General features: G+C 56.9%; 15 protein-coding genes. 12 read left to right on the top strand and 3 right to left on the bottom strand.

Annotated elements, in window-relative coordinates:
- Positions 1 to 71: 71 nt before the first annotated feature.
- The 9 genes from pilW (at position 72) to J2Y91_RS01995 (ending at position 10,883) form a co-directional block, all read left to right on the top strand.
- Positions 72 to 803 carry a type IV pilus biogenesis/stability protein PilW gene (gene pilW, locus J2Y91_RS02035; protein ID WP_253536938.1) on the top strand — a complete coding sequence of 244 codons (732 nt, stop codon included), beginning with the start codon at positions 72 to 74 and terminating at the stop codon, positions 801 to 803.
- Positions 793 to 1,791: a cytoskeleton protein RodZ gene (rodZ, locus tag J2Y91_RS02030; protein ID WP_253536935.1), complete on the top strand. Its 999-nt coding sequence runs from the start codon at positions 793 to 795 to the stop codon at positions 1,789 to 1,791. Before pilW ends, rodZ begins: the two co-directional genes overlap by 11 nt.
- A 40-nt stretch (positions 1,792 to 1,831) precedes the next feature.
- On the top strand, positions 1,832 to 2,953 hold the full coding sequence (gene ispG, locus J2Y91_RS02025) for a flavodoxin-dependent (E)-4-hydroxy-3-methylbut-2-enyl-diphosphate synthase (protein WP_048915176.1): 1,122 nt from the start codon (positions 1,832 to 1,834) through the stop codon (positions 2,951 to 2,953).
- Positions 2,954 to 3,017: 64 nt separating this feature from the next.
- The gene (gene hisS / locus J2Y91_RS02020) at positions 3,018 to 4,295 is read left to right on the top strand and encodes a histidine--tRNA ligase (protein WP_253536932.1); all 1,278 of its coding nucleotides are present in this window, start codon (positions 3,018 to 3,020) and stop codon (positions 4,293 to 4,295) included.
- A gap of 34 nt (positions 4,296 to 4,329) precedes the next feature.
- A complete protein-coding gene (locus J2Y91_RS02015) occupies positions 4,330 to 4,950 on the top strand; it encodes a YfgM family protein (RefSeq protein WP_253536929.1) in 621 nt (206 codons plus the stop codon).
- A 44-nt stretch (positions 4,951 to 4,994) separates the two neighbouring features.
- Positions 4,995 to 6,176, top strand: coding sequence for an outer membrane protein assembly factor BamB (gene bamB / locus J2Y91_RS02010; protein ID WP_253536926.1), 1,182 nt, complete (start codon positions 4,995 to 4,997; stop codon positions 6,174 to 6,176).
- 183 nt (positions 6,177 to 6,359) lie between these two features.
- Positions 6,360 to 7,859, top strand: a complete 1,500-nt coding sequence (gene der / locus J2Y91_RS02005; protein ID WP_253536924.1) for a ribosome biogenesis GTPase Der — start codon at positions 6,360 to 6,362, stop codon at positions 7,857 to 7,859.
- A gap of 105 nt (positions 7,860 to 7,964) precedes the next feature.
- Positions 7,965 to 8,189, top strand: coding sequence for a zinc ribbon domain-containing protein (locus J2Y91_RS02000; protein ID WP_253536921.1), 225 nt, complete (start codon positions 7,965 to 7,967; stop codon positions 8,187 to 8,189).
- Between the two features lie 258 nt (positions 8,190 to 8,447).
- Positions 8,448 to 10,883, top strand: coding sequence for a glucose/quinate/shikimate family membrane-bound PQQ-dependent dehydrogenase (locus J2Y91_RS01995; RefSeq protein ID WP_253536918.1), 2,436 nt, complete (start codon positions 8,448 to 8,450; stop codon positions 10,881 to 10,883).
- Positions 10,884 to 10,954: 71 nt separating this feature from the next.
- Here J2Y91_RS01995 and J2Y91_RS01990 read toward each other — a convergent pair whose 3' ends face one another.
- From J2Y91_RS01990 to xseA, 3 genes are all read right to left on the bottom strand, one after another.
- On the bottom strand, positions 10,955 to 11,281 hold the full coding sequence (locus tag J2Y91_RS01990; RefSeq protein ID WP_133623069.1) for a protealysin inhibitor emfourin: 327 nt from the start codon (positions 11,279 to 11,281) through the stop codon (positions 10,955 to 10,957).
- Entirely contained in the window at positions 11,278 to 12,294 is a 1,017-nt protein-coding gene (locus J2Y91_RS01985) for a M4 family metallopeptidase (RefSeq protein WP_133623070.1), read from the bottom strand. Before J2Y91_RS01985 ends, J2Y91_RS01990 begins: the two co-directional genes overlap by 4 nt.
- 99 nt (positions 12,295 to 12,393) lie before the next feature.
- Complete coding sequence (xseA, locus tag J2Y91_RS01980) at positions 12,394 to 13,764, bottom strand: exodeoxyribonuclease VII large subunit (protein WP_133623071.1); 1,371 nt, start codon at positions 13,762 to 13,764, stop codon at positions 12,394 to 12,396.
- Positions 13,765 to 13,934: 170 nt separating this feature from the next.
- On the opposite strand from xseA, the gene guaB reads away from it, so the two are divergent.
- The 3 genes from guaB to J2Y91_RS01965 all read left to right on the top strand — a co-directional run bounded on the left by guaB (position 13,935) and on the right by J2Y91_RS01965 (position 21,843).
- Positions 13,935 to 15,401 (top strand): IMP dehydrogenase, encoded by a 1,467-nt coding sequence (gene guaB, locus J2Y91_RS01975; protein ID WP_048915186.1) that lies wholly within the window; start codon positions 13,935 to 13,937, stop codon positions 15,399 to 15,401.
- Positions 15,402 to 15,485: 84 nt separating this feature from the next.
- Positions 15,486 to 17,066, top strand: a complete 1,581-nt coding sequence (guaA, locus tag J2Y91_RS01970) for a glutamine-hydrolyzing GMP synthase (RefSeq protein ID WP_048915187.1) — start codon at positions 15,486 to 15,488, stop codon at positions 17,064 to 17,066.
- Between the two features lie 154 nt (positions 17,067 to 17,220).
- On the top strand, positions 17,221 to 21,843 hold the full coding sequence (locus J2Y91_RS01965) for an nSTAND1 domain-containing NTPase (protein ID WP_253536916.1): 4,623 nt from the start codon (positions 17,221 to 17,223) through the stop codon (positions 21,841 to 21,843).
- Positions 21,844 to 22,311 lie beyond the last annotated feature (468 nt).

Raw genomic sequence — 22,311 nt, 5'->3', positions numbered from 1 at the left:
GCCCTGCAGCGTGTTGACTCTGTAAACATTGGCGTAGCATAAGCCGCGAATGGATACCGGGAGAAACAGGGATGCGGGCAGGTTTAATCGTTGGTTTAGCGCTGTCGCTGCTGGTGGGGTGCCAAACTTCACCGCAGCGTAAAGCACTGGTAGAGACGCGCATACAGCTAGGCCTGGCCTATCTGCTGCGGGGTGATAATGAAGCGGCTCGCCGCAATGTGCAGCGGGCGCTGGCATTGGCGCCAAAAGATTACCGAACCCAGCTGGCAATGGCGCGTTATCAGCAGCAGATGGGGGAGCAGAGCCAGGCGCAGCAGCATTATCGCCGCGCGCTGAAACTTGCACCGCAAAACGGCTATGTGCTTAATAATTACGGTGCGTTTCTCTGCGGTTTAGGGCAGTATGATGCGGCACAACGGCAGTTCAGCAGGGCCATTGCAGATTCAGCAGACGGACTTCGTGCCGATACGCTGGAAAACTCGGGCTACTGTTTTTTGAATGCCGGGCAGCAAGAGAAAGCGCGTTATGCGCTGGCGGATGCGGTGCAGACCGATCCTGCTAAGGGAATGCCTATGCTGGCAGAAGCCGAAAGGCGATTTGGAAAGGGGAGACGCGCAGACTCGCGGCTCCTGTTAGATGTTTATCAACGCAACTTTCCTGTTTCTGCGGAAAGTCTGTGGTTAGAGATTCGCTTCGCCGCGCAGGCCAACCAGCCCGATGATGTACAGCGTTATGGGGCGCAACTTGCGCAAATTTTTCCACAATCGATACAGCACCAGCATTTTTTAGCTAATGAATACTGAAGCCACTGAAGACAAATCCAACGTAAATTCAACAGGCGAGCGCCTGCGCAGCGCCCGTGAACAGATGGGCCTGACTCAGCAGAACGTTGCTGAGCGCCTCTGCCTGAAACTTTCCACCGTCCGCGATATTGAAGAGGACAAGTCGCCTGCCGATCTGGCATCGACCTTCCTGCGGGGTTATATCCGTTCTTACGCACGTCTGGTTCGCGTGCCGGAAGAAGAACTGCTGCCGATGATGGCTAAACAAGCCCCGGTCAGAGCCGCAAAAGTTGAACCGATGCAAAGCTTCTCCCTCGGCAAACGCCGCAAAAAGCGTGATGGCTGGTTGATGATCTTCACCTGGCTGGTGCTGTTTGTGGTGGTGGGCCTGACGGGTGCCTGGTGGTGGCAGAATCATAAAGCCGCTCAGGACGATCTGGTCTCGATGGCCGATCAGAATGCGTCTGCGGAAGGGGATAGCGGCAACGGGCAGTCTATTCCGTTGACTGACGGCAATGCCAGCAGCAGTGCTGATACCAGCGGCCAGTCGGTGCCGATGGATATGGCACCAAGCCAGGCTCCTGCGGATAGCAGCACGCCAGCAGCTAACGCGCCGGCTGCCAGTGCTCAGGCACCGGCAGCGGACACCCAGGCGGCGAACTCGCAGCCTGCGGTGGTATCTCCCGCGCAGGCACCGGTTGATAACGCTGCCAACGGTCAGCTACCGACCAGCAGCGCCGGCGTCAGCCAGCCTGCTGCCGATCCGAATGCGGTTATCATGAACTTCTCCAGCGATTGCTGGCTGGAAGTGACCGATGCTGCCGGTAAAAAACTGTTCAGCGGCATTCAGCGTAGCGGTGGTAAACTGAGCCTCGCCGGTACGGCTCCTTATCGCCTGAAAATTGGTGCCCCGGCCGCAGTACAGATCGAGTATCAGGGTAAGCCTGTTGATCTGAGTCGTTTTATCCGTACTAACCAGGTTGCTCGCCTGACTTTAGGTGCGCAATAACGCATCTTTTTCTGGTCGCGAGTAATTGTGGAGAAAGAATATGCATAACGAAGCACCCATTACCCGTCGCAAATCTAAACGTATTTACGTCGGCAAGGTGCCTGTGGGCGACGGTGCCCCCATCGCCGTTCAGTCCATGACCAATACCCGAACCACTGACGTCGCTGCTACGGTCGCCCAGATCAAAGCACTTGAGCGCGTTGGCGTTGATATCGTGCGCGTTTCCGTGCCAACCATGGATGCCGCCGAAGCCTTCCGCCTGATCAAACAGCAGGTTAACGTCCCGCTGGTTGCTGATATCCACTTCGACTACCGCATTGCCCTGAAAGTCGCCGAATATGGCGTCGACTGCCTGCGTATTAACCCGGGCAATATCGGCAATGAAGAGCGCATCCGCTCGGTGGTCGACTGCGCACGCCACTACAACATTCCGATCCGTATCGGGGTGAACGGCGGATCGCTGGAAAAGGATCTGCAGGAAAAATACGGTGAGCCGAATCCGCAAGCGCTGCTGGAATCGGCGATGCGTCACGTGGATATCCTCGATCGTCTGAACTTTGACATGTTCAAAGTCAGCGTGAAGGCCTCGGATGTGTTTCTTGCCGTTGAGTCGTATCGCCTGCTGGCAAAGCAGATCGATCAGCCGCTGCACCTCGGGATCACCGAAGCCGGTGGCGCCCGCGCCGGTGCGGTGAAGTCCGCCATTGGCCTTGGCCTGCTGCTCTCTGAGGGGATCGGCGATACGCTGCGTATCTCGCTGGCGGCGGACCCGGTAGAAGAAGTGAAAGTCGGTTTCGATATCCTGAAATCACTGCGCATCCGCTCCCGCGGCATCAACTTTATCGCCTGCCCGACCTGTTCCCGTCAGGAGTTTGATGTGATCGGCACGGTGAATGCGCTGGAAGAGCGGCTGGAAGATATCATTACGCCGATGGATATTTCGATTATCGGCTGCGTGGTTAACGGCCCGGGTGAAGCCACGGTATCGACCATGGGCGTCACCGGCGGCAACAAGAAAAGCGGTTTCTACGAAGATGGCGTGCGTCTGCGCGAGCGTCTTGATAACGACAATATGATTGACCAGCTGGAAGCGCGCATTCGTGCTAAAGCCACCATGCTGGACGAATCGCGCCGGATCACCATCCAGCAGGTCGAAAAATAATCTGGCAGGGGACGGCCTTTTGATACGGTCGTCCCCGGCTGAATGAAATTGATGAGAGAAAGCAGTGGCGAAGAATATCCAGGCCATTCGTGGCATGAACGACTATTTACCGGCTGATACCGTGGTGTGGCAGCGTATTGAACAGATCCTCAAGCAGGTTCTGGGCAGCTACGGCTTTAGCGAAATCCGCTTGCCGATTGTAGAGCAGACCCCGTTATTCAAGCGCGCTATCGGTGAAGTGACCGACGTGGTTGAAAAAGAGATGTATACCTTTGACGACCGCAACGGCGAAAGCCTGACGCTGCGCCCGGAAGGGACCGCAGGCTGCGTGCGCGCCGGCATTGAACACGGTCTGCTGTACAATCAGGAACAGCGTCTGTGGTACATCGGCCCGATGTTCCGCTACGAGCGCCCGCAGAAAGGCCGCTACCGCCAGTTCCACCAGATTGGTGCCGAAGTGTTTGGCCTGCAAGGCCCGGACATTGACGCTGAGCTGATCATGATGACCGCCCGCTGGTGGAAAGCGCTGGGCATCGCTGAGCACGTGCGCCTGGAGCTGAACTCTATCGGTTCGCTGGAAGCCCGCGCCAACTATCGCGATGCGCTGGTGGCCTTCCTGGAGCAGCACGTAGAGGTGCTGGACGAAGACTGCAAGCGCCGCATGTACAGCAATCCGCTGCGCGTGCTGGACAGCAAAAATCCGGACGTGCAGGCGCTGCTGAACGATGCGCCAACGCTGGGCGATTATCTGGATGAAGAGTCGCGCGCGCATTTCACCGGGCTGTGCAGCCTGCTGGATGCGGCGGGCATTGCCTACAGCGTGAACCAGCGCCTGGTGCGCGGCCTCGATTACTATAACCGTACCGTGTTTGAGTGGGTCACCAGCAGCCTCGGCGCGCAGGGCACGGTCTGTGCCGGTGGCCGCTACGATGGTCTGGTAGAACAGCTGGGTGGACGTGCCACGCCGGCCGTGGGCTTTGCCATGGGCCTGGAGCGCCTGGTTCTGCTGGTGCAGGCCGTTAACCCGGAATTTGAACCGACGCGCATTGTTGATGTCTATGTTATCGCTTCAGGTCAGGGCGTGCAGAGTGCGGCGATGCTGCTGGCTGAACAGCTGCGTGATGCGCTGCCAGAGCTGAAGCTGATGACGAACTTTGGCGGCGGTAACTTCAAGAAGCAGTTTGCCCGGGCAGATAAGTGGGGCGCCCGCATTGCACTGGTACTCGGCGAAGACGAAGTGGCTAACGGCCAGCTGGTCATCAAAGATTTACGTAACGGCGAGCAGCAGACGCTGGCGCAGTGTGATGCTGCATCCACGCTGGCCTCGATGTTACAGCGCTAAGCCCTGACGGCACGATTTAAAGGAGTAGGATTGCGTGGAAGTATATAGCAACGAAAACGAGCAGGTAGATGCGCTGAAGAACTTCTTCGCACAGAACGGCAAAGCGCTGGTAGTTGGCGTGGTGCTGGGCGTGGGCGCACTGGTCGGCTGGCGTTACTGGAGCAGCCATCAGGACAGCGGTTCACGTGAAACCTCTGCGGCCTATCAGCAGGTGACCTCGGCACTGGATGCCAGCAAACCCGCCACGCTGGAGGCCGCAGCGAAATTCGCCAGCGATAACAGCAATACTTATGGCGCGCTGGCTTCTCTCGACCTGGCGAAACGCTATGTTGATGCTAACCAGCTCGACAAAGCCGCAGCCCAGCTGCAAAGCGGTTTGAAAGATACCAAAGATGCGAATCTGCAGGCGGTACTGAATCTGCGCCTGGCGCGCATTCAGCTGCAGCAGAAGCAGCCGGATGAAGTGCTGAAAACGCTGGAAAGCGTGAAAGGCGACGGCTGGACAGCGATCGTGGCTGACGTGCGCGGTGAAGCACTGCTCAGCAAAGGCGACGCGAAGGGTGCACGCGATGCGTGGACTAAAGGCATTGATTCTGACGCCTCTTCGACGCTGAAAGAGATGCTGCAAATGAAAGTGAATAATCTGCCGGGCTAAATAGCTCCTTGTACATTTGGCCTTCAAGGCACAAGAGGGATTTCATGGAATTGCGTAAGTTACTTCTGCCGGGACTGATGTCAGTCACCTTACTTAGCGGATGTTCATGGTTTAGCGGTGAAGAAGACGTGGTTAAAATGTCGCCGCTGCCAACCGTTCAGAATCAGTTCGAGCCGGAAAAAGTCTGGAGCACCTCGGTGGGCAACGGAGTGGGGGATTTCTACTCTAACCTGCACCCGGCCTGGGCGGAAAATACCGTGTATGCGGCTGACCGTCATGGCATCGTCAAGGCGCTGAACTCCGGCGACGGCAAAGAACAGTGGAAAGTGGACCTGGCAGAAAAAACCGGTTTCTTCTCCAGCAATATCCCGGCGCTGCTCTCTGGCGGCCTGACCGTTGATGCGGGCCACGTCTACGTGGGCAGCGAGCGCGGCCAGGTTTATGCCCTGAACACCAGCGATGGCTCCGTGGCGTGGCAGACCAAAGCGGCCGGTGAAGTGTTATCCCGCCCGGTGGTCAGCGATGGCCTGGTGCTGGTTCACACCAGCAACGGCATGTTGCAGGGTCTTGATCAAACCAGCGGCAGCGTAAAATGGACCGTTAACCTCGACGTGCCGGCCCTGAGCCTGCGCGGTGAGTCTGCGCCATCGACCGCATTCGGCGCCGCCATAGTGGGTGGTGATAACGGCCGCGTGAGCGCCGTGATCCTCAACCAGGGCCAGATTATCTGGCAGCAGCGTATTTCCCAGCCAAGCGGCGCGACCGAAATCGACCGCCTGGCCGATGTCGATACCACCCCGGTTATCGTCAATGGCGTGGTGTATGCCCTGGCCTACAACGGTAACCTGACGGCGCTGGATCTGCGTTCCGGCCAGATCATGTGGAAGCGCGAAATCGGCTCGGTACACGATATGATCGTTGACGGTGGCCGCATCTATCTGGTGGATCAGGATGACCGCGTGATCGCCCTGAACACCGACGGTGGCGTAACCCTCTGGCGCCAGAGCGATCTGCTGCACCGTAACCTGACCTCCCCGGTGCTGTACAACGGCTACCTGGTGGTGGGTGATGCGGAAGGTTACCTGCACTGGCTTAACACCGACGATGGCCGCTTTGTGGCGCAGCAGAAACTGGACAGCTCCGGCTTCCAGACTGAGCCAGTGGTGGCCAGCGACAAGCTGCTGATCCAGTCCAAAGACGGTGAGGTTTACGCGATTACGCGTTAATCTGCTGCGATCTGCTACCCGTAGTCAGGGTAAATACGGCTCCTTGATCACAAGGGGCCGTTTTGTTTTATCCAAGGCGTGTTATTCTAGGCGCCATCGGCCTGAGTAGAGCGGCAGTTTATCTGCCTGCAGCGCGAATAAAATCGCAGCCAGGCGCTTATTTTTTAGTTATGAGGCTTCACTATGGTACCTGTGGTCGCGCTTGTCGGGCGTCCCAATGTGGGAAAATCCACCCTGTTTAACCGTTTAACGCGCACGCGAGATGCGCTGGTGGCGGATTTTCCTGGGCTTACTCGAGACCGCAAATATGGTCGCGCTGAAATTGAAGGGCGTGAGTTTATCTGTATCGATACCGGCGGTATCGACGGTAACGAAGAGGGCGTGGAAACACGCATGGCGGAACAGTCGCTGCTGGCGATTGAAGAAGCCGACGTGGTTCTGTTTATGGTCGATGCGCGTGCCGGGCTGATGCCTGCTGATACCGCCATCGCCAAGCACCTGCGCGCGCGCGACAAGCCAACCTTTATCGTGGCGAACAAAACCGATGGTCTGGACGCGGATTCCGCCGTCACCGACTTCTGGTCGCTCGGTCTGGGTGAAATCCACGCGATTGCCGCGTCACACGGGCGCGGTGTTACCAGCCTGCTGGAGCTGGTGCTGCTGCCGTGGATGGACGAAGTTGCGCCCGAGGCGGAACTGACCGAAGAAGAAGAGAACGAAGCCTACTGGGCAGAGTTCGCGGCGAAAGAAGCCAAAGCTAACGGCGAAACGCCGGAAGATGAAGAAGATGACTTTAACCCGCTGGATCTGCCGATCAAGCTGGCTATCGTCGGGCGTCCGAACGTCGGTAAGTCAACGCTCACTAACCGTATCCTCGGTGAAGAACGCGTGGTGGTTTACGACATGCCGGGCACCACCCGCGACAGCATCTACATTCCGATGGAGCGTGACGGACGTGAATATGTCCTGATTGACACAGCCGGGGTGCGTAAGCGCGGGAAAATTACCGAAACCGTAGAAAAGTTCTCGGTCATCAAAACCCTGAAAGCGATTGAAGATGCCAACGTTGTGCTGCTGGTGATTGATGCTCACGAGGGGATTTCCGATCAGGATCTCTCGCTGCTCGGCTTTATCCTGAATAGTGGGCGCTCACTGGTTATCGTGGTTAACAAGTGGGATGGCCTGTCACAGGAGATCCGCGACGAAGTGAAAGAGCAGCTGGACTACCGTCTGGGCTTTATCGACTTCGCGCGCATTCACTTTATCTCCGCCCTGCACGGCAGCGGCGTCGGTAACCTGTTTGAATCCGTGACCGAAGCCTACGACTGTTCTACCCGTCGCGTGAACACCTCGATGCTGACGCGCATCATGAACATGGCGGCCGACGACCATCAGCCACCGATGGTGCGCAGCCGCCGCGTGAAGCTGAAGTATGCCCACGCCGGAGGCTATAACCCGCCGATTGTGGTGATCCACGGTAACCAGGTGAAAGACCTGCCGGATTCCTACAAGCGCTATCTGATGAACTATTTCCGCCGCTCGCTGGAAATTATGGGTACGCCAATCCGTATTCAGTTCAAAGAGGGTGACAACCCGTACGAAGGTAAGCGCAACCTGCTGACGCCAAACCAGCAGCGTAAACGTCAACGCTTAATGAGCCATCTCAAAAAGAACAAACGTTGATCCGCAAGGGGGCCTGATAGCCTCGCCAGCGTGTAAAGTAGGGGTTGACCGCTTTTGGGGTCAACCCTTTGTTTTTGGTGCCGCGCTTAAGTAAAGGAGATGCCGATGTCACTTTCTTGCCCCGTTTGTCAGCACCCACTCACCGCGATGGCTGAGCAGTTTTACTGCGATCGCTGCCAGCGCGCTATCCCCGCTATTGCCTGCTGCCCCGACTGCCAGAAACCATTACAGGTCCTGAAAGCCTGCGGCGCGGTCGACTATTTTTGTCAGCACGGTCACGGCCTGATCTCGAAGAGACGGCTGCTGCTACTGCCCGCCGGAACTCCGTAAACCCCGGCAACTATCACCTTTATCATTCTGTGCGAATTTCCTTCTATAGTTATCAAACATAGACGGCTTGTTAATTTTCTGTTTATCGTATTATGAACCTGGTGGTACAATCCTGCCGTTTGTTACGGGTGCTCAGCCATGCCTGCCGTGAGTGACGAGCGCCAGCAACAAACGCAGGACGGGCCATCCCGTGAAACATGTTAATAAAAATAAGACGTTAAACATTGCTGCGCCTTATTCTCCAGGAGTATTTCTGCTATGCCTCAATCAACTGCCGGGTCATCTAAATGGCTGGGCTTGTGGTGCTTCTTGCTGGGCTTAATCTTGCTGGCAACGGGCCTCTACTTTGTCATTGGTGGTGGGAAATTAGCCTCACTTGGTGGTAGCTGGTATTTCGTTATTGCCGGCATCCTCATCGTGATTTCCGCCGTTCAGTTCTTCCGCCGCAAATCTTCTGCGGTACTGATTTTTGCGCTGGTATTTATCGGTACCCTGATCTGGGCAGTGCAGGATGCCGGTCTCGACTTCTGGCAGCTGGTTTCGCGCCTGATGTTCCCGGCAGGCATGTTCCTGCTGGCGCTGATCACCTTCCCGGCACTGCGCAAGCGTGAGGGTAAAGCACCCGCGGCGAAAGTGGCCTATGGCCTGAGCGCGGTGATGGTGGTTGGCCTGCTGGCAACTGTATATGGCATGTTCCAGCCGCATCCGACCGTGGCAGCAAACGGTCAGGAGCTGCCGCTGGTTCCGGTGGATAAATCCGCCGAGCAGAAAAACTGGGATAACTACGGCAACACCCCGGGCGGCAGCCGCTTTGTGGCGCTGGACCAGATCACCCGCGATAACGTGAAAGATCTGAAAGTGGCCTGGACTTTCCACACTGGCGATACGCCACTCAGCCCGGACGGTAACGGCGCAGAAGACCAGCAGACACCTCTGCAGGTCGGCAACACCGTGTTCCTCTGTACTCCGCATAACAATGTGATTGCAGTGGAAGCCGACAGCGGCAAGCAGATCTGGAAAGCGGACATCAATGCGAAATCCTCGGTCTGGATGCGCTGCCGTGGCCTGGCTTACTTTGATGCTACCCAGCCACTGACGCAGCCTAAAGTACCGGGATCTGTTCCTCCGGCGGCAATCGACCTGCCTGCCGGTGCGGCCTGTCAGCGCCGTATTCTGATGAACACCATCGACAGCCGTCTGATTGCCTTAGACGCTGATACCGGTAAGTTCTGTGCAGACTTCGGTAACAACGGCAGCGTTAACCTGCTGGAAGGTATGGGCGAAGCCAAAGATCCGAGCTATGTACTGACGTCGGCACCGACGCTGGCCGGCACCACCGTTGTGGTCGGTGGCCGCGTGGCGGACAACGTTAGCACCGATATGCCTGGCGGCGTGATGCGTGGCTTTGACGTCATCACCGGTAAAATGCGCTGGGCGTTCGACCCAGGCAAAGACGACCCGAATGCGATCCTGATGCCGGGCGAGCACTTCACCCGCAGCACGCCTAACTCCTGGGCACCCATGTCTTACGATCCCGATATGAACACCGTGTTCATTCCGATGGGCAGCTCGTCTGTTGACCTGTGGGGCGTCAATCGCACCAAGCTGGACCACAAATACGGTGCCTCCGTACTGGCCGTGGACGCCACCACCGGTAAAGAGAAGTGGGTTTATCAGACCGTGCATAACGATCTGTGGGACTTCGACCTGCCGATGCAGCCAAGCCTGATTAACTTCCCGCATAAAGATGGCAGCACCACGCCAGCGGTGGTCATTGGCACCAAGTCTGGTCAGATCTACGTGCTGGATCGTCAAACCGGCAAGCCGCTGACTGACGTGGTTGAACAGCCGGTTCCGCAGGCTAACATCCCGAACGAGCAGTATGCTAAAACCCAGCCGCGCTCAGTAGGCATGCCGCAAATCGGCAACGAAACGCTGACCGAGTCGGATATGTGGGGCGCCACGCCGTTTGATCAGCTGGCCTGCCGTATCAGCTTCAAATCCATGCGTTATTCCGGACTCTACACGCCGCCGGGTACCGATAAGTCACTCAGCTTCCCTGGCTCTCTGGGCGGGATGAACTGGGGCAGCCTGTCGACCGACCCGAACAATAACCTGATCTTCGTCAACGATATGCGCCTGGGCCTCTGGCAGCAGATGGTGCCAGCAGCGCCAGCGAAAGATGGTGCGGTCAGTAACGGTGGTGAAGCCGTGAATACCGGCATGGGCCTGGTGCCGATGAAAGGCACGCCGTACGCGGTGAATAAAAACCGCTTTATGTCGCCGCTGGGCATCCCTTGCCAGAAGCCGCCGTTCGGTACGCTGTCGGCGATTGACATGAAGACGCAGAAAATCGTCTGGCAGGTGCCAGTCGGTACCGTGCAGGATACCGGTCCATTTGGTATCAAAATGCGTGCGCCAATGCCGGTGGGTATGCCGACTCTGGGCGGCACGCTGGCAACCCAGGGTGGCCTGGTGTTCATCGCAGGCACTCAGGATTACTACCTGCGCGCCTTCGATACCTCTACCGGTAAAGAAGTGTGGAAAGCCCGTCTGCCAGTGGGCAGCCAGGGTGGCCCAATCAGCTACAAATCACCGAAAACCGGTAAGCAGTACATCCTGATCTCCGCAGGCGGCGCTCGTCAGTCGCCGGACCGTGGTGATTACGTGATCGCTTACGCACTGGACAACTAATGGCAGCGGCCTGGCCGCTAACCTGATGTCACGCATACCCCTTCAGCGATGAAGGGGTATTTTTTTGCCTGTTAGCCATCGCGCCACAGCGATTCCAGCTCCGGCGGCGCCAGCTGTTCGGGGATCAGTATCACGATAGCGCCTGCGGACTGCTGCGTGCTGTAGCTTATCTGAATACGAAAATAGCGCTGGTCGCCGCGCCCCAGCGCGGCCTGGTGGTCTTCCGGTTCGCCCAGCGGAAGCGCCTGGCGCATCACCTCGCACACCCGCTCTTTCTGCGCTGCCGCCAGCTGCGACAGCGCAAAACGGCGTGGCTCAGCCAGCTTAGGTATCATGGCAAAGCCCCCTTCACGCGCCACATCGATAATCGCGTCATCGCTTAATTCTGGCTGTTTCATGTCAGCACACCCACCTGTTTCCAGGCCTCCTCAATCGCCGCCGCCGTGGCCTGGTTAAAGCGTTTCTCGCCGTGGCGAATAGTGAACTGCGCGAAGGTTTTGAAATCGGCATTCTGCGGCAGCGTTTTATCGCAGACCGTATCGTACCAGGCATAGCCCGCCAGCTCCCACGCGAAGCCGCCCAACGCCACGGCGGCCAGGTAGAAGGCGCGGTTGGGGATGCCGGAATTAAGGTGCACGCCGCCGTTATCGTCGCGCGTCTGAATGTAATCGCGCATATGGCCGGGCTGGGGATCTTTACCCAGCAGCGGATCGTCGTAGGCGGTGCCCGGCTCGGACATCGAGCGCAGGCCGCGCCCCTTAATCCCCTCCGCCAGCAGCCCCTCGCCAATCAGCCAGTTGGCCTGGTCGGCACTCTGTTGCAGGTGATACTGCTTGACCAGCACGCCGAACACATCGGACAGCGACTCGTTGAGCGCCCCGGCCTGTTCGAAATAGATCAGCCCGGCCTCGTTTTCCGTCACGCCGTGCGCCAGCTCGTGGCCCACCACATCGAGTGCGATGGTAAAGCGGTTAAAGATTTCGCCATCGCCGTCACCAAACACCATCTGCTGCCCGTTCCAGAAGGCATTCTGGTAATCCTTACCGTAGTGGACCGTGCCAAGCAGCGTCAGGCCCTTGTTATCCAGGGAGTTGCGCTGGTAGGCGTGCCAGAAAAAATCATAGGTAATACCGAGGTATTCCCAGGCTTCGTTCACCGCCACATCGCCAGCGGCGGGCTGGCTGGCACTGCGCACCAGCGTGCCCGGCAGGCTCTGCGTCTGCCCGGCATCGTAGATTTCACGCTGTACGCTGCCCGGCGTGGCGGTGGTGGCTGAGTGCGGCGTCTGCCAGCTCTCATTCATCAGGGTCTGTACGTGGGTCAACGTCTGACGCGCGCAGCTCTGCTGGCGGGAAGAACCGTGGTCAATAATCTTGCGCAGGATATACGGGGGGATCACACCATAAGGCATAACAGGCTCCTTGCTTAACGAGGAATGTCAGACAAGTATAGTTTCGCGTGGGCCGAATGGGGGAAATGGGGGGAAGAGGAGGGCAGAACCCTCCTGGCTTCAGGCGCTGCGCCTGCGCGTTTTTTTCACCGGGGTAATCGCGGTCACTTCACTCTCCACCCAGCCGTCGTCAAGACGGGTTTTCAGCGTGTCGCCGGGGTGCAGCTGTTTGGTTTTTTTGATCACCTGGCCGTCGGCGGCGGTGGTGACGCTGAAACCGCGTGCCAGCGTCGCTAACGGGCTGACGCCCTCCAGCTGGGCGGCAAGGTTGCCGAAGCGCTGTTTGTTGCCGTTAAGCTGCTGCTGCATCGCCTGCTGCAGGCGGTAGTGCCACTGCTGCAATTGCTGGCTGGCGCGCTCAATGCGCATCTCCGGGCGGATGGCGTTCAGGCGCTGGCCGATCCGCTCCTGCTGGCGCGTTGCCTGGCGCAGCCGCTGCTGCACGGCGTCGTCCAGACGGCGCTGCAGCTTCATCAGCGCCGTCTGCTGGCGTGCCAGGCGCAGCTGCGGGTGCTGCTGCTGCAGGCGGTGCTGCAGGCGCGTGAAGGTGCGCTGCTGCTGCGCAAGGTAGTAATCCATCGCCATTTCCATGCGCTGCTGCTGGGATTGCAGCTGGCGCAGCAGCTCAATCTGATTGCGGCTGACCAGCTCCGCCGCGGCGGAAGGGGTCGGCGCGCGCAGGTCGGCGACGAAATCGGCAATGGTAACGTCGGTTTCATGGCCGACGGCGCTAACGACTGGAATGCGGCTGGCAAAAATCGCCCGCGCCACGCGTTCGTCGTTAAAGCTCCACAGATCTTCCAGCGAGCCGCCGCCGCGCCCGACAATTAATACATCACACTCATTGCGCGCGTTCGCCAGCTCAATCGCCCTGACGATGCCTGAGGGGGCATCGCTGCCCTGTACCTGAGTTGGGTAGATGACCACCGGCAGTGACGGGTCGCGTCGCTGCAGCACGCGCAGGACGTCGTGTAGCGCGGCACCGCTGGCGGAGGTGATGACCCCAACCTGACGCGCCGGGTCCGGCAGTGGCTGCTTATGGCCCTGCTCAAACAGACCTTCGGCCATCAGGCGCTGCTTCAGCTGCTCGAACTGCTGCTGTAACAGACCATCGCCGGCCGGCTGCATGCTCTCGGCAATCAGCTGGTAATCGCCGCGCGGTTCATACAGCGTGATAGTGGCACGCACCAGAATCTGCTGGCCGTTTTGTGGGCGGAAGGTGACGCGGCGGTTGCTGTTGCGAAACATCGCGCAGCGCACCTGGGCACCATCATCCTTCAGAGTGAAGTACCAGTGACCGGAAGAGGGCTGGGAGAAATTCGAGATCTCCGCGCTCAGCCAGACCTGGCCCATTTCCATCTCCAGCAGCTTGCGCACTGTGCTGTTCAGACGGCTGACGGTAAAAATATTGGCGGTTGGCGGTAGCGACATGTGATGAAGATCAAACTTTAAATCAGAGGGTTAATTAACCGATACTACATGGCTCACTGAGGGGATCAAGAGTTTTTGGTAAATAATGCTGGAGGCAATCGATTACGGCCTGTATAATGCCGCGGCAATATTTTACAAGTTCTCATTCACCCTGAGGTTGAGATATTGCCATGCTAAGAATCGCTAAAGAAGCCCTGACATTTGACGACGTTCTGCTCGTTCCTGCCCACTCGACTGTACTGCCAAACACGGCCGACCTCAGCACCCAGCTCACCAAAACTATCCGTTTAAACATTCCTATGTTGTCCGCTGCAATGGATACCGTGACCGAAGCGGGTCTGGCTATTGCACTGGCGCAGGAAGGTGGTCTGGGCTTTATCCACAAAAACATGTCTATCGAGCGCCAGGCTGAAGAAGTGCGCAAGGTGAAGAAACACGAAAGCGGCGTGGTCACCGACCCGCAGACCGTGTTGCCTACCACTGCCCTGAGCGAAGTGAAAGCGCTGACCGAACGTAACGGCTTTGCCGGCTACCCGGTAGTGAACGGCAATAACGAACTGGTGGGGATTATCACCGGCCGTGACGTGCGCTTTGTGACCGACCTGAGCCTGCCCGTTTCTGCCGTGATGACGCCGAAAGAGCGCCTGGTCACGGTGAAAGAGGGCGAAGCGCGCGAAGTGGTACTGCACAAAATGCACGAAAAACGCGTCGAGAAAGCGCTGGTGGTGGATGACAGCTTCCATCTGCTGGGCATGATCACCGTTAAAGACTTCCAGAAAGCCGAACGTAAACCGAACGCCTGTAAAGACGAACACGGACGCCTGCGCGTCGGTGCCGCCGTCGGTGCCGGTGCCGGTAACGAAGAGCGCGTGGATGCGCTGGTCGCAGCCGGTGTTGACGTGCTGCTGATCGACTCCTCTCACGGCCACTCCGAAGGCGTGCTGCAGCGTATTCGTGCTACCCGTGAAAAATATCCTGACCTGCAGATCGTCGGCGGTAACGTGGCAACCGGCGCTGGCGCACTGGCGCTGGTGGAAGCGGGCGTGAGCGCGGTGAAAGTCGGTATCGGCCCTGGCTCAATCTGTACCACCCGCATCGTGACCGGCGTGGGTGTGCCGCAGATCACCGCCGTATCTGACGCGGTCGCTGCGCTGGAAGGCACCGGTATTCCGGTAATCGCCGATGGCGGTATCCGCTTCTCGGGCGACATTGCCAAAGCTATCGCCGCCGGCGCTTCTGCGGTGATGGTGGGCTCAATGCTGGCCGGTACTGACGAATCTCCGGGCGAAATCGAGCTGTACCAGGGCCGTTCATTCAAGTCCTATCGCGGCATGGGGTCACTGGGCGCCATGTCTAAAGGCTCTTCAGACCGCTACTTCCAGACCGATAACGCCGCTGACAAGCTGGTGCCGGAAGGGATCGAAGGCCGCGTGGCTTACAAAGGCTTCCTGAAGGCTATCGTGCATCAGCAAATGGGCGGCCTGCGTTCCTGTATGGGCCTGACCGGCTGTGCTACTATCGACGACCTGCGCACCAAAGCGGAATTCGTTCGCATCAGCGGTGCCGGGATTCAGGAGAGCCACGTTCACGACGTGACCATCACCAAAGAGTCCCCGAACTACCGTATGGGTTCATAACAACCCCGTATTGCCCGCCCGGCTCAGAGCCGGGCGTTATAAACCTAATCCCGAATTTGTACTACATCGCCCTGGAATAGCCCAATGACGACGGAAAATATTCATAAGCATCGCATACTGATCCTCGATTTCGGTTCACAGTATACTCAGCTGGTTGCGCGCCGCGTGCGTGAACTGGGCGTGTACTGTGAACTGTGGGCGTGGGACGTCACCGAAGAGCAGATCCGCGGGTTCAACCCGAACGGCATCATCCTCTCCGGCGGCCCGGAAAGTACCACCGAGCATGGCAGCCCGCGTGCGCCAGACTACGTGTTTAACGCCGGTGTGCCGGTGCTGGGGGTGTGCTACGGCATGCAGACCATGGCGCAGCAGCTGGGCGGTAAAGTGGAAGGTTCCAGCGAGCGCGAATTTGGTTACGCGCAGGTGGAAGTAAGAACCCAGAGCGCGCTGACACGCGACATTGAAGACGCCATCAGCGCTGGCGGTAAGCCGCTGCTGGACGTGTGGATGAGCCACGGCGACAAAGTGACGGCGATCCCGTCTGACTTCGTCACCGTTGCCAGCACCGATAGCTGCCCGTTTGCCATTATGGCCAACGAAGAGAAGCGTTTCTACGGCGTGCAGTTCCACCCGGAAGTGACCCACACCCGTCAGGGCCTGCGCCTGCTGGAGCGCTTCGTGCGCGATATCTGCCAGTGTGAAGCGCTGTGGACCCCAGCTAAAATCATCGAAGATGCCGTTGAACGCCTGCGCGAGCAGGTGGGTAACGACAAAGTGATCCTCGGCCTGTCCGGCGGCGTTGACTCCTCCGTGACCGCGATGCTGCTGCACCGCGCGATTGGCGACCGTCTGACCTGCGTATTTGTCGATAACGGCCTGCTGCGCCTGAACGAAGCCGAGCAGGTGATGGAGATGTTTGGCGACCACTTCGGTCTGAACATTATCCATGTGGAAGGTGAAAAACGCTTCCTCGACGCGCTGGCGGGCGAAGCCGAGCCGGAAGCCAAACGTAAGATCATCGGTCGCGTGTTCGTTGAAGTGTTCGACGAGCAGGCGCTGCAGCTGGAAGACGTGAAGTGGCTGGCGCAGGGCACCATCTACCCGGACGTGATTGAATCCGCCGCGTCTGCCACCGGCAAAGCGCACGTGATCAAATCACACCACAACGTGGGTGGCCTGCCGAAAGAGATGAAGATGGGCCTGGTTGAGCCGCTGCGTGAGCTGTTCAAAGACGAAGTGCGTAAAATCGGTCTGGAACTCGGCCTGCCGCACGCGATGCTGTTCCGTCACCCGTTCCCGGGTCCGGGCCTCGGCGTGCGTGTACTGGGCGAAGTGAAGAAAGAGTACTGCGACCTGCTGCGTCGCGCCGATGCTATCTTCATCGAAGAGCTGCATAAAGCTGACCTGTATAACAAGGTGAGCCAGGCGTTCACCGTGTTCCTGCCGGTGCGTTCCGTCGGCGTGATGGGCGATGGCCGTAAGTACGACTGGGTGGTTTCCCTGCGTGCGGTCGAGACTATCGACTTTATGACCGCGCACTGGGCACACCTGCCGTACGATTTCCTCGGCCGCGTTTCCAACCGCATCATCAATGAAGTCGATGGTATTTCGCGCGTGGTTTACGATATCTCCGGTAAGCCACCGGCGACGATCGAGTGGGAATGACCCTACAGTGCTACATGACTGAATGAAAGAACCGGCTTCGGCCGGTTTTTTATGCCTGCATCAGTGGCGCTCAGCCTCGCTATAGAAAGTGTCGCATTGGGTTGGCAGCAGCTCTTTGTCGGTTGCTGGAAATCGTCAAATACGGAAGACCAGTATGAAAGTCCTCACAGATGATGAGATTAACGTTGAGTACGCTCACGTCAAGGCATTAGACGAAGGGCGTGTGGGACCAGATAGAGCAAATTATCTTGCGTTGACGGACGCTGATTTTGAACTTCTCCTGTACAGCATCTATCAAGGGCTTACATCTGATTCGCCGTGGTACAGCAATACTCGCTTGATGGTCACAGGAGCTGATCAAGGGCGGGATGTTTGGCTCACGAAGGATGAGCGGCCAGTTGGGCTTATTCAGTGCAAAAAGGTTAAAGCTGGTTTCACCCGGCCGGACACGCTCCGTGAGGTAATCAAGTTCCTTCTACATGTCGTGCTTGAGCCGGCGCTTATGCCGGACCCGGTTGGTTTTCGATTTATTCTTGCCCTTGCTTCGGATCCTGCCAGTACTACAACTGATTTTTTCGATGCGCCACAGACTTGGTTAACTGCCAATGAAACAGAGCTTTTAGGTCTGGCTACTGAAGTCATTAAAAAGTATGAAGCATTCTCGATGCTGAAGATCGAGGCTGTCATGCCAGGCATCAAGGCGGCCCTGAAGAACCTGAAATATGAGCTTCTTAGACCAGTCGATCTCGACGCGTTACTGGATTGTAACCCTGCTGTCCGTCAGCGGTTTTTCAAGGTTGAACTTGTCTTGGCTGTGAAGGATGCAGAGGCCATGATTGAGGCTCAGTTCGCTGCAGTTGGCTTGGTCTCAAAGAGCACACAAACATTCACCAGAGCTGATGTTGAGGAAGACATCACGCGCGGGTCGCGCGGTTTGGCCGACTGGCCTCAACTGATTTGGGGACAGCATATAGAGCGACCGGAGTTCGACGATCTGATCCAGCGGATCAATCGGCATCCTGCAGGCTCCACGCTGGTCGTCGGAGGAGCAGGGACTGGGAAGTCAGCACTTCTAGCTGGGCTGTATTGTGCCCTCAAAGCCCGCCATAAGACTGTGCTAGCTATAAAGGCCGACATGCTCAGCCCTAATATTGTGAATTTCGCCGACCTCGCTCGCGATCTGGGTATGTCAGGTGATATCGAACATGAGCTTCTCTCGCTGGCGGTTGAAGCCCCGGTTGTGCTGATCATTGATCAGCTTGACGCTGTCAGTGAAGTGATGGACCAGAGTTCACAGCGCATGCAGGTCCTACTTCGCCTTGCGTCTCGGCTGCAGGATGCAGAGAATCAAGATGGCAATAAACTTCCCATTCATGTCATCGTTTCTTCGCGACCATTTGAGGCGAAGTTCGACGCTCGATTTAGGTTGCTTGATGCGGATGAGTTACTACTTACCTTGCCCTCGTTCGAGCGGATATCCACACTGCTTGGTGAGCTCGGTATAGACTCTGCGGTCGTGCCGGACAGTCTTAAAGAGGCGCTGCGTACACCTTTTGCTCTCGGTATATACGTCGATCTTGTCAAATCTGGCTTAAATCCTACGGATTTAACAGCTGCAAATTTACTTGAACGATGGCTGGACAAAAAACTACCTGTAGGGGCCGCGCGTGCTTCGTGTCTTGCGTTCTTGCGGCAGCTGGCAGCCGACATGACGCAGTATGAGAGCCTTTGGCGGCCGGCCGCTTACTATGATCCTGACTACAGCGAGATGCTGCGTTGGGCCGAGTCGATTGGCATCGTCATCCGTGAGGACGTCAGCATTGGATTCAGTCATCAGTCATGGCTTGATGATTTCCAGGCTAAAACACTCCGAACCGCACAAGAGTTAGCTGATTACGCATGGAGTCGCCAGGAAGGCTTATTTGCGCGAGGAACTGTCTTGCGCGGCCTTGAGCACATGCGAAGGGTTGATATGGCTTCCTATGAGATGTCAATTCGCTTGTTGCTACCAAACCCCAAGACACGCAGACATTTGCGACATCTTGTGGTCGATTACTTGGCGAGTACTGATGATCCGAGCGCAAGTGATATTGCTTGGGTCGATTGGATGGCGCGTAACGATCATGCACTATCGAATCGGGCATTCAGACAGGTAGCGATAAGATGGCCGTGCTGGAGGTCAGGGATGCTGCCGCTTCTTCCTTTTCTTCTACAGGACGAAAAGCATCGCTGGAATGCGACCATGCTGCTCGTTCGAGAAGTTGCTGAGGATTCGAGCCAAGTTATGGATCTGGTTGACCGCTATTGGTCGGATGCTTCACATGACGTAGACGTGTTTAGTCTCTTTGAGCGTTCTGGTATTGCGATTGATCGTGCAATCGCCCATGTCCGTACAATATTTAATCGAACGAGGTTGGCATATTGGGCGATATCCCATTATGCCAAGACTTTGCATGAGAACGGTAATACCCAGGTTGCTTTGGATCTAATCTCATCTTGGGCTGAATTGCAGCCTGCGGATCGGCACAATGGCATCAGGGTTTATGGTGTTGAAAAGATTGCGGCAGCCGCACCGCTCTATTGTGCCGAAAGGCTTCTGCCTTGGTTTGTCGGGGTGGCATCGCGAGAGGTTGGTGGTGGACGGCCCGGGCATGGGTATCCGCAATCAATATCAGTTCCATACGATTGGAAATATGACACTGGCGAGGGGCATTTGACGCAGCTGCTGCGGAGTGTGCTCGAAGAGTCAGCAGTTTCTGACCCGAAAGGTGTGCGCAAATTGCTTGCTACTGTTGTTGCTGTAGAAATTGACGAGGTCCAGTCGCTAGTGGCCGATACCCTGGCGGCGAACTCGGCTGTATTTGCTGAGGATGCGCTCGCGTTTCTCCTGGCCGATCAACGGCGTCTTCATCTAGGTAACGACTCGTTCGACGATGAAAATAATGTCGGCTACGTGATCTGCGGTTGGTCGTCAAGCACACTGATTGCCCAGATCACTTCCAACATCTCTCTAGCTGATATTGAGCGGGTGCGCGATTACATCGAAGCTTGGGAGCCTTGGGGGCAAGAATTACTGGAAGAGCGAGATCCTGCCCAGAGAAGGCGATTGCTCCGTTGGTCTGATGAGCGTAGGTTGCGTTTACTTGCCGAACTACCTGTGCAAGTGCTGACGCCCCGTCGTCGTAGGCAAGTTGAGGAGTGGCAGGTCGAACAGCCCACGCTACAAGCAAAGCGTGGCGGTCGGAGGATGGCGCAGTACGTTGGATCACCCATGAGCCACGATCAGATGGCGAAAGCCAGTGACGATGCGATTATCAAAATGTTAGATGCAGTAAACGACCATACTGGCCGCCATGAGCACCCGAAACACTGGCTGAAGGGTGGTGTTAATGAGTTGTCTCGGGCTTTTGCTGCATTTGCGAAGTCGTTTCCAGATCGTGTTCTTCGTATCATTCCGCGTTTACAACCGGGTCTGCACGAGCAGGTAGCTGGCGCTGCTATCAGGGAGTTGTCGGCGGTTGAGGTAGTTGACGCTCATACACAAAAAACTTTAATTTGGGATGCCCAATCCCGTGGCTTTTCGTCGACCAGCTTTCGCCACGATGTTGCCAGCGCCATGGAGGTACTCGCTCAACACCTGAAAGGTCTTGAGGATCGTGACATCGAGTTGCTCAAAGGCTGGCTGCAGCGCGACCCCAAGGTGCTGGCCGCAGAAACAGTAAGTCATGCCGAGTTAAACAAATCTAATCGTGAGCGGAATGAGAAACCAGATCAACGCCCTGAGGCCATACTATTCGGCCGGGGTGGGGGGATGCATTTTATCCCTCAGCGCAATTTCACGCTGCTGTCAGCGATCGCAGCGGGATATCTCCATCGTGACGGCGTGGATTGTGATGGTTGGCTCGCGGAGTTGGAACTACACGTTACTCATCCTGAAGATCCCGAGGTTTGGGGGGCGATCCTCATGTTCAGGTCGCATGAACTTTGGTGGGCGGACGCGGCAAGAGTGGGAGAACTGATTGAGGCGATCTGGCGGAGATTTCCTGAGGCGTTTGAAGATGCAGCTGTAGTTCAGCCGTTGTGGCGCCTACGCGATCGCATGCATACGAGCCTAAAGCAGGAGATTGTCAACTTCTGGCTCAGTCACAGCGATCGTAAGCTTAGGCAGATTGGTGCTGAGTTCTCTGCTGCATGCGTGATTGTCGATAGCGCCACTTCTTGTGGGATGGGCGAGATAGTCGAAGCGGTGATGGTCGGGAATGATATTTCTGCAAGGTCTGGAGTGTTATTTGCAGCTGCAGCGGGGTGGGGCGAACTTGATCTCGATATTCGAAGACGTTCGCATGCCTACCTAATTTCTGTCTCAAGCATTGTCAGTGGGTTCGAGGCTCATGCTCTATCTACAGCTGTAGATCGTGGCGAGCGATTACCTCCTGATGAGATGACGCGAGCCCTACTAGCTTCTATTGCAGTAAATATTGATATGCTCAGAGAATCGATGGGGCTGCTGTTTGTACGCTCGCTTCAGCACCTGTTGCTTTATCCTGGCTTTGAAATGCTGGTGCTTGAAATCGCTGAGGCTGTAACTGAGCTTGCACGTGCATCGCCAGATAGAACCGTTGGAGGGTTATACGACGGCGAATTTATAGGGCTTGTGATTGCACTTCAGCGCTCACCAACAGAGATCAAAACTCGTGCGATGACGGTCTACGAGCGCCTGCTTGACGCCGAGGTTGATGGCGCAGATGACGCTGCAGCATTTGCGCTGCGCCGTTAAGGTTCAAGCCGTATCCGCTCAACCCATCCGCTATCTGGCCTCCCACAGCTTGGATGGGACGATATCCTAATCGGTCGCCCGATTCGATTATGGGCTGATGTTCTCCGGATTCTGATGTTGATGCGGCAGCTTTATACCGGTGTTGCCCTGGGTAGGTGTTTCCTAGCGATATCACCCTCAAGAGAGTTTCTCGTATGGCATTTCTTATGGTCACGGAATAGCAGTTGGTTTAAAAACTGCGCTTCCAAGGGTTTATATGTGCCTATTGAGAATGAAGTGGGATGATTTAACCTCCCGGCATGATTAAGCCATGAATCACCGCTAAGCCCGCGTACCTGCGGGCTTTTTTATGCCCAATATTTATCGCCTTTCAGCTATCCGCTGCATCACCCGCCACAGAGCCAGGATAAAGGTTGCCGTTGCGCCATAACTGACTATGATTTCTGCTCTACGCCTTGCTGACCCTGA

The sequence above is a fragment of the Erwinia aphidicola genome, assembly GCF_024169515.1.
Lineage (GTDB): Bacteria > Pseudomonadota > Gammaproteobacteria > Enterobacterales > Enterobacteriaceae > Erwinia > Erwinia aphidicola.
Note: the sequence above shows the minus strand (reverse complement) of the source record. Positions and strands in the feature narration are given on the sequence as shown.

Coding starts and splice junctions, on each gene's coding strand:
- pilW (WP_253536938.1), top strand. CDS start 72: ATGCGGGCAGGTTTAATCGTTGGTTTAGCGCTGTCGCTGCTGGTGGGG.
- rodZ (WP_253536935.1), top strand. CDS start 793: ATGAATACTGAAGCCACTGAAGACAAATCCAACGTAAATTCAACAGGC.
- ispG (WP_048915176.1), top strand. CDS start 1,832: ATGCATAACGAAGCACCCATTACCCGTCGCAAATCTAAACGTATTTAC.
- bamB (WP_253536926.1), top strand. CDS start 4,995: ATGGAATTGCGTAAGTTACTTCTGCCGGGACTGATGTCAGTCACCTTA.
- der (WP_253536924.1), top strand. CDS start 6,360: ATGGTACCTGTGGTCGCGCTTGTCGGGCGTCCCAATGTGGGAAAATCC.
- J2Y91_RS02000 (WP_253536921.1), top strand. CDS start 7,965: ATGTCACTTTCTTGCCCCGTTTGTCAGCACCCACTCACCGCGATGGCT.
- J2Y91_RS01995 (WP_253536918.1), top strand. CDS start 8,448: ATGCCTCAATCAACTGCCGGGTCATCTAAATGGCTGGGCTTGTGGTGC.
- J2Y91_RS01990 (WP_133623069.1), bottom strand. CDS start 11,281: ATGAAACAGCCAGAATTAAGCGATGACGCGATTATCGATGTGGCGCGT.
- J2Y91_RS01985 (WP_133623070.1), bottom strand. CDS start 12,294: ATGCCTTATGGTGTGATCCCCCCGTATATCCTGCGCAAGATTATTGAC.
- xseA (WP_133623071.1), bottom strand. CDS start 13,764: ATGTCGCTACCGCCAACCGCCAATATTTTTACCGTCAGCCGTCTGAAC.
- guaB (WP_048915186.1), top strand. CDS start 13,935: ATGCTAAGAATCGCTAAAGAAGCCCTGACATTTGACGACGTTCTGCTC.
- guaA (WP_048915187.1), top strand. CDS start 15,486: ATGACGACGGAAAATATTCATAAGCATCGCATACTGATCCTCGATTTC.
- J2Y91_RS01965 (WP_253536916.1), top strand. CDS start 17,221: ATGAAAGTCCTCACAGATGATGAGATTAACGTTGAGTACGCTCACGTC.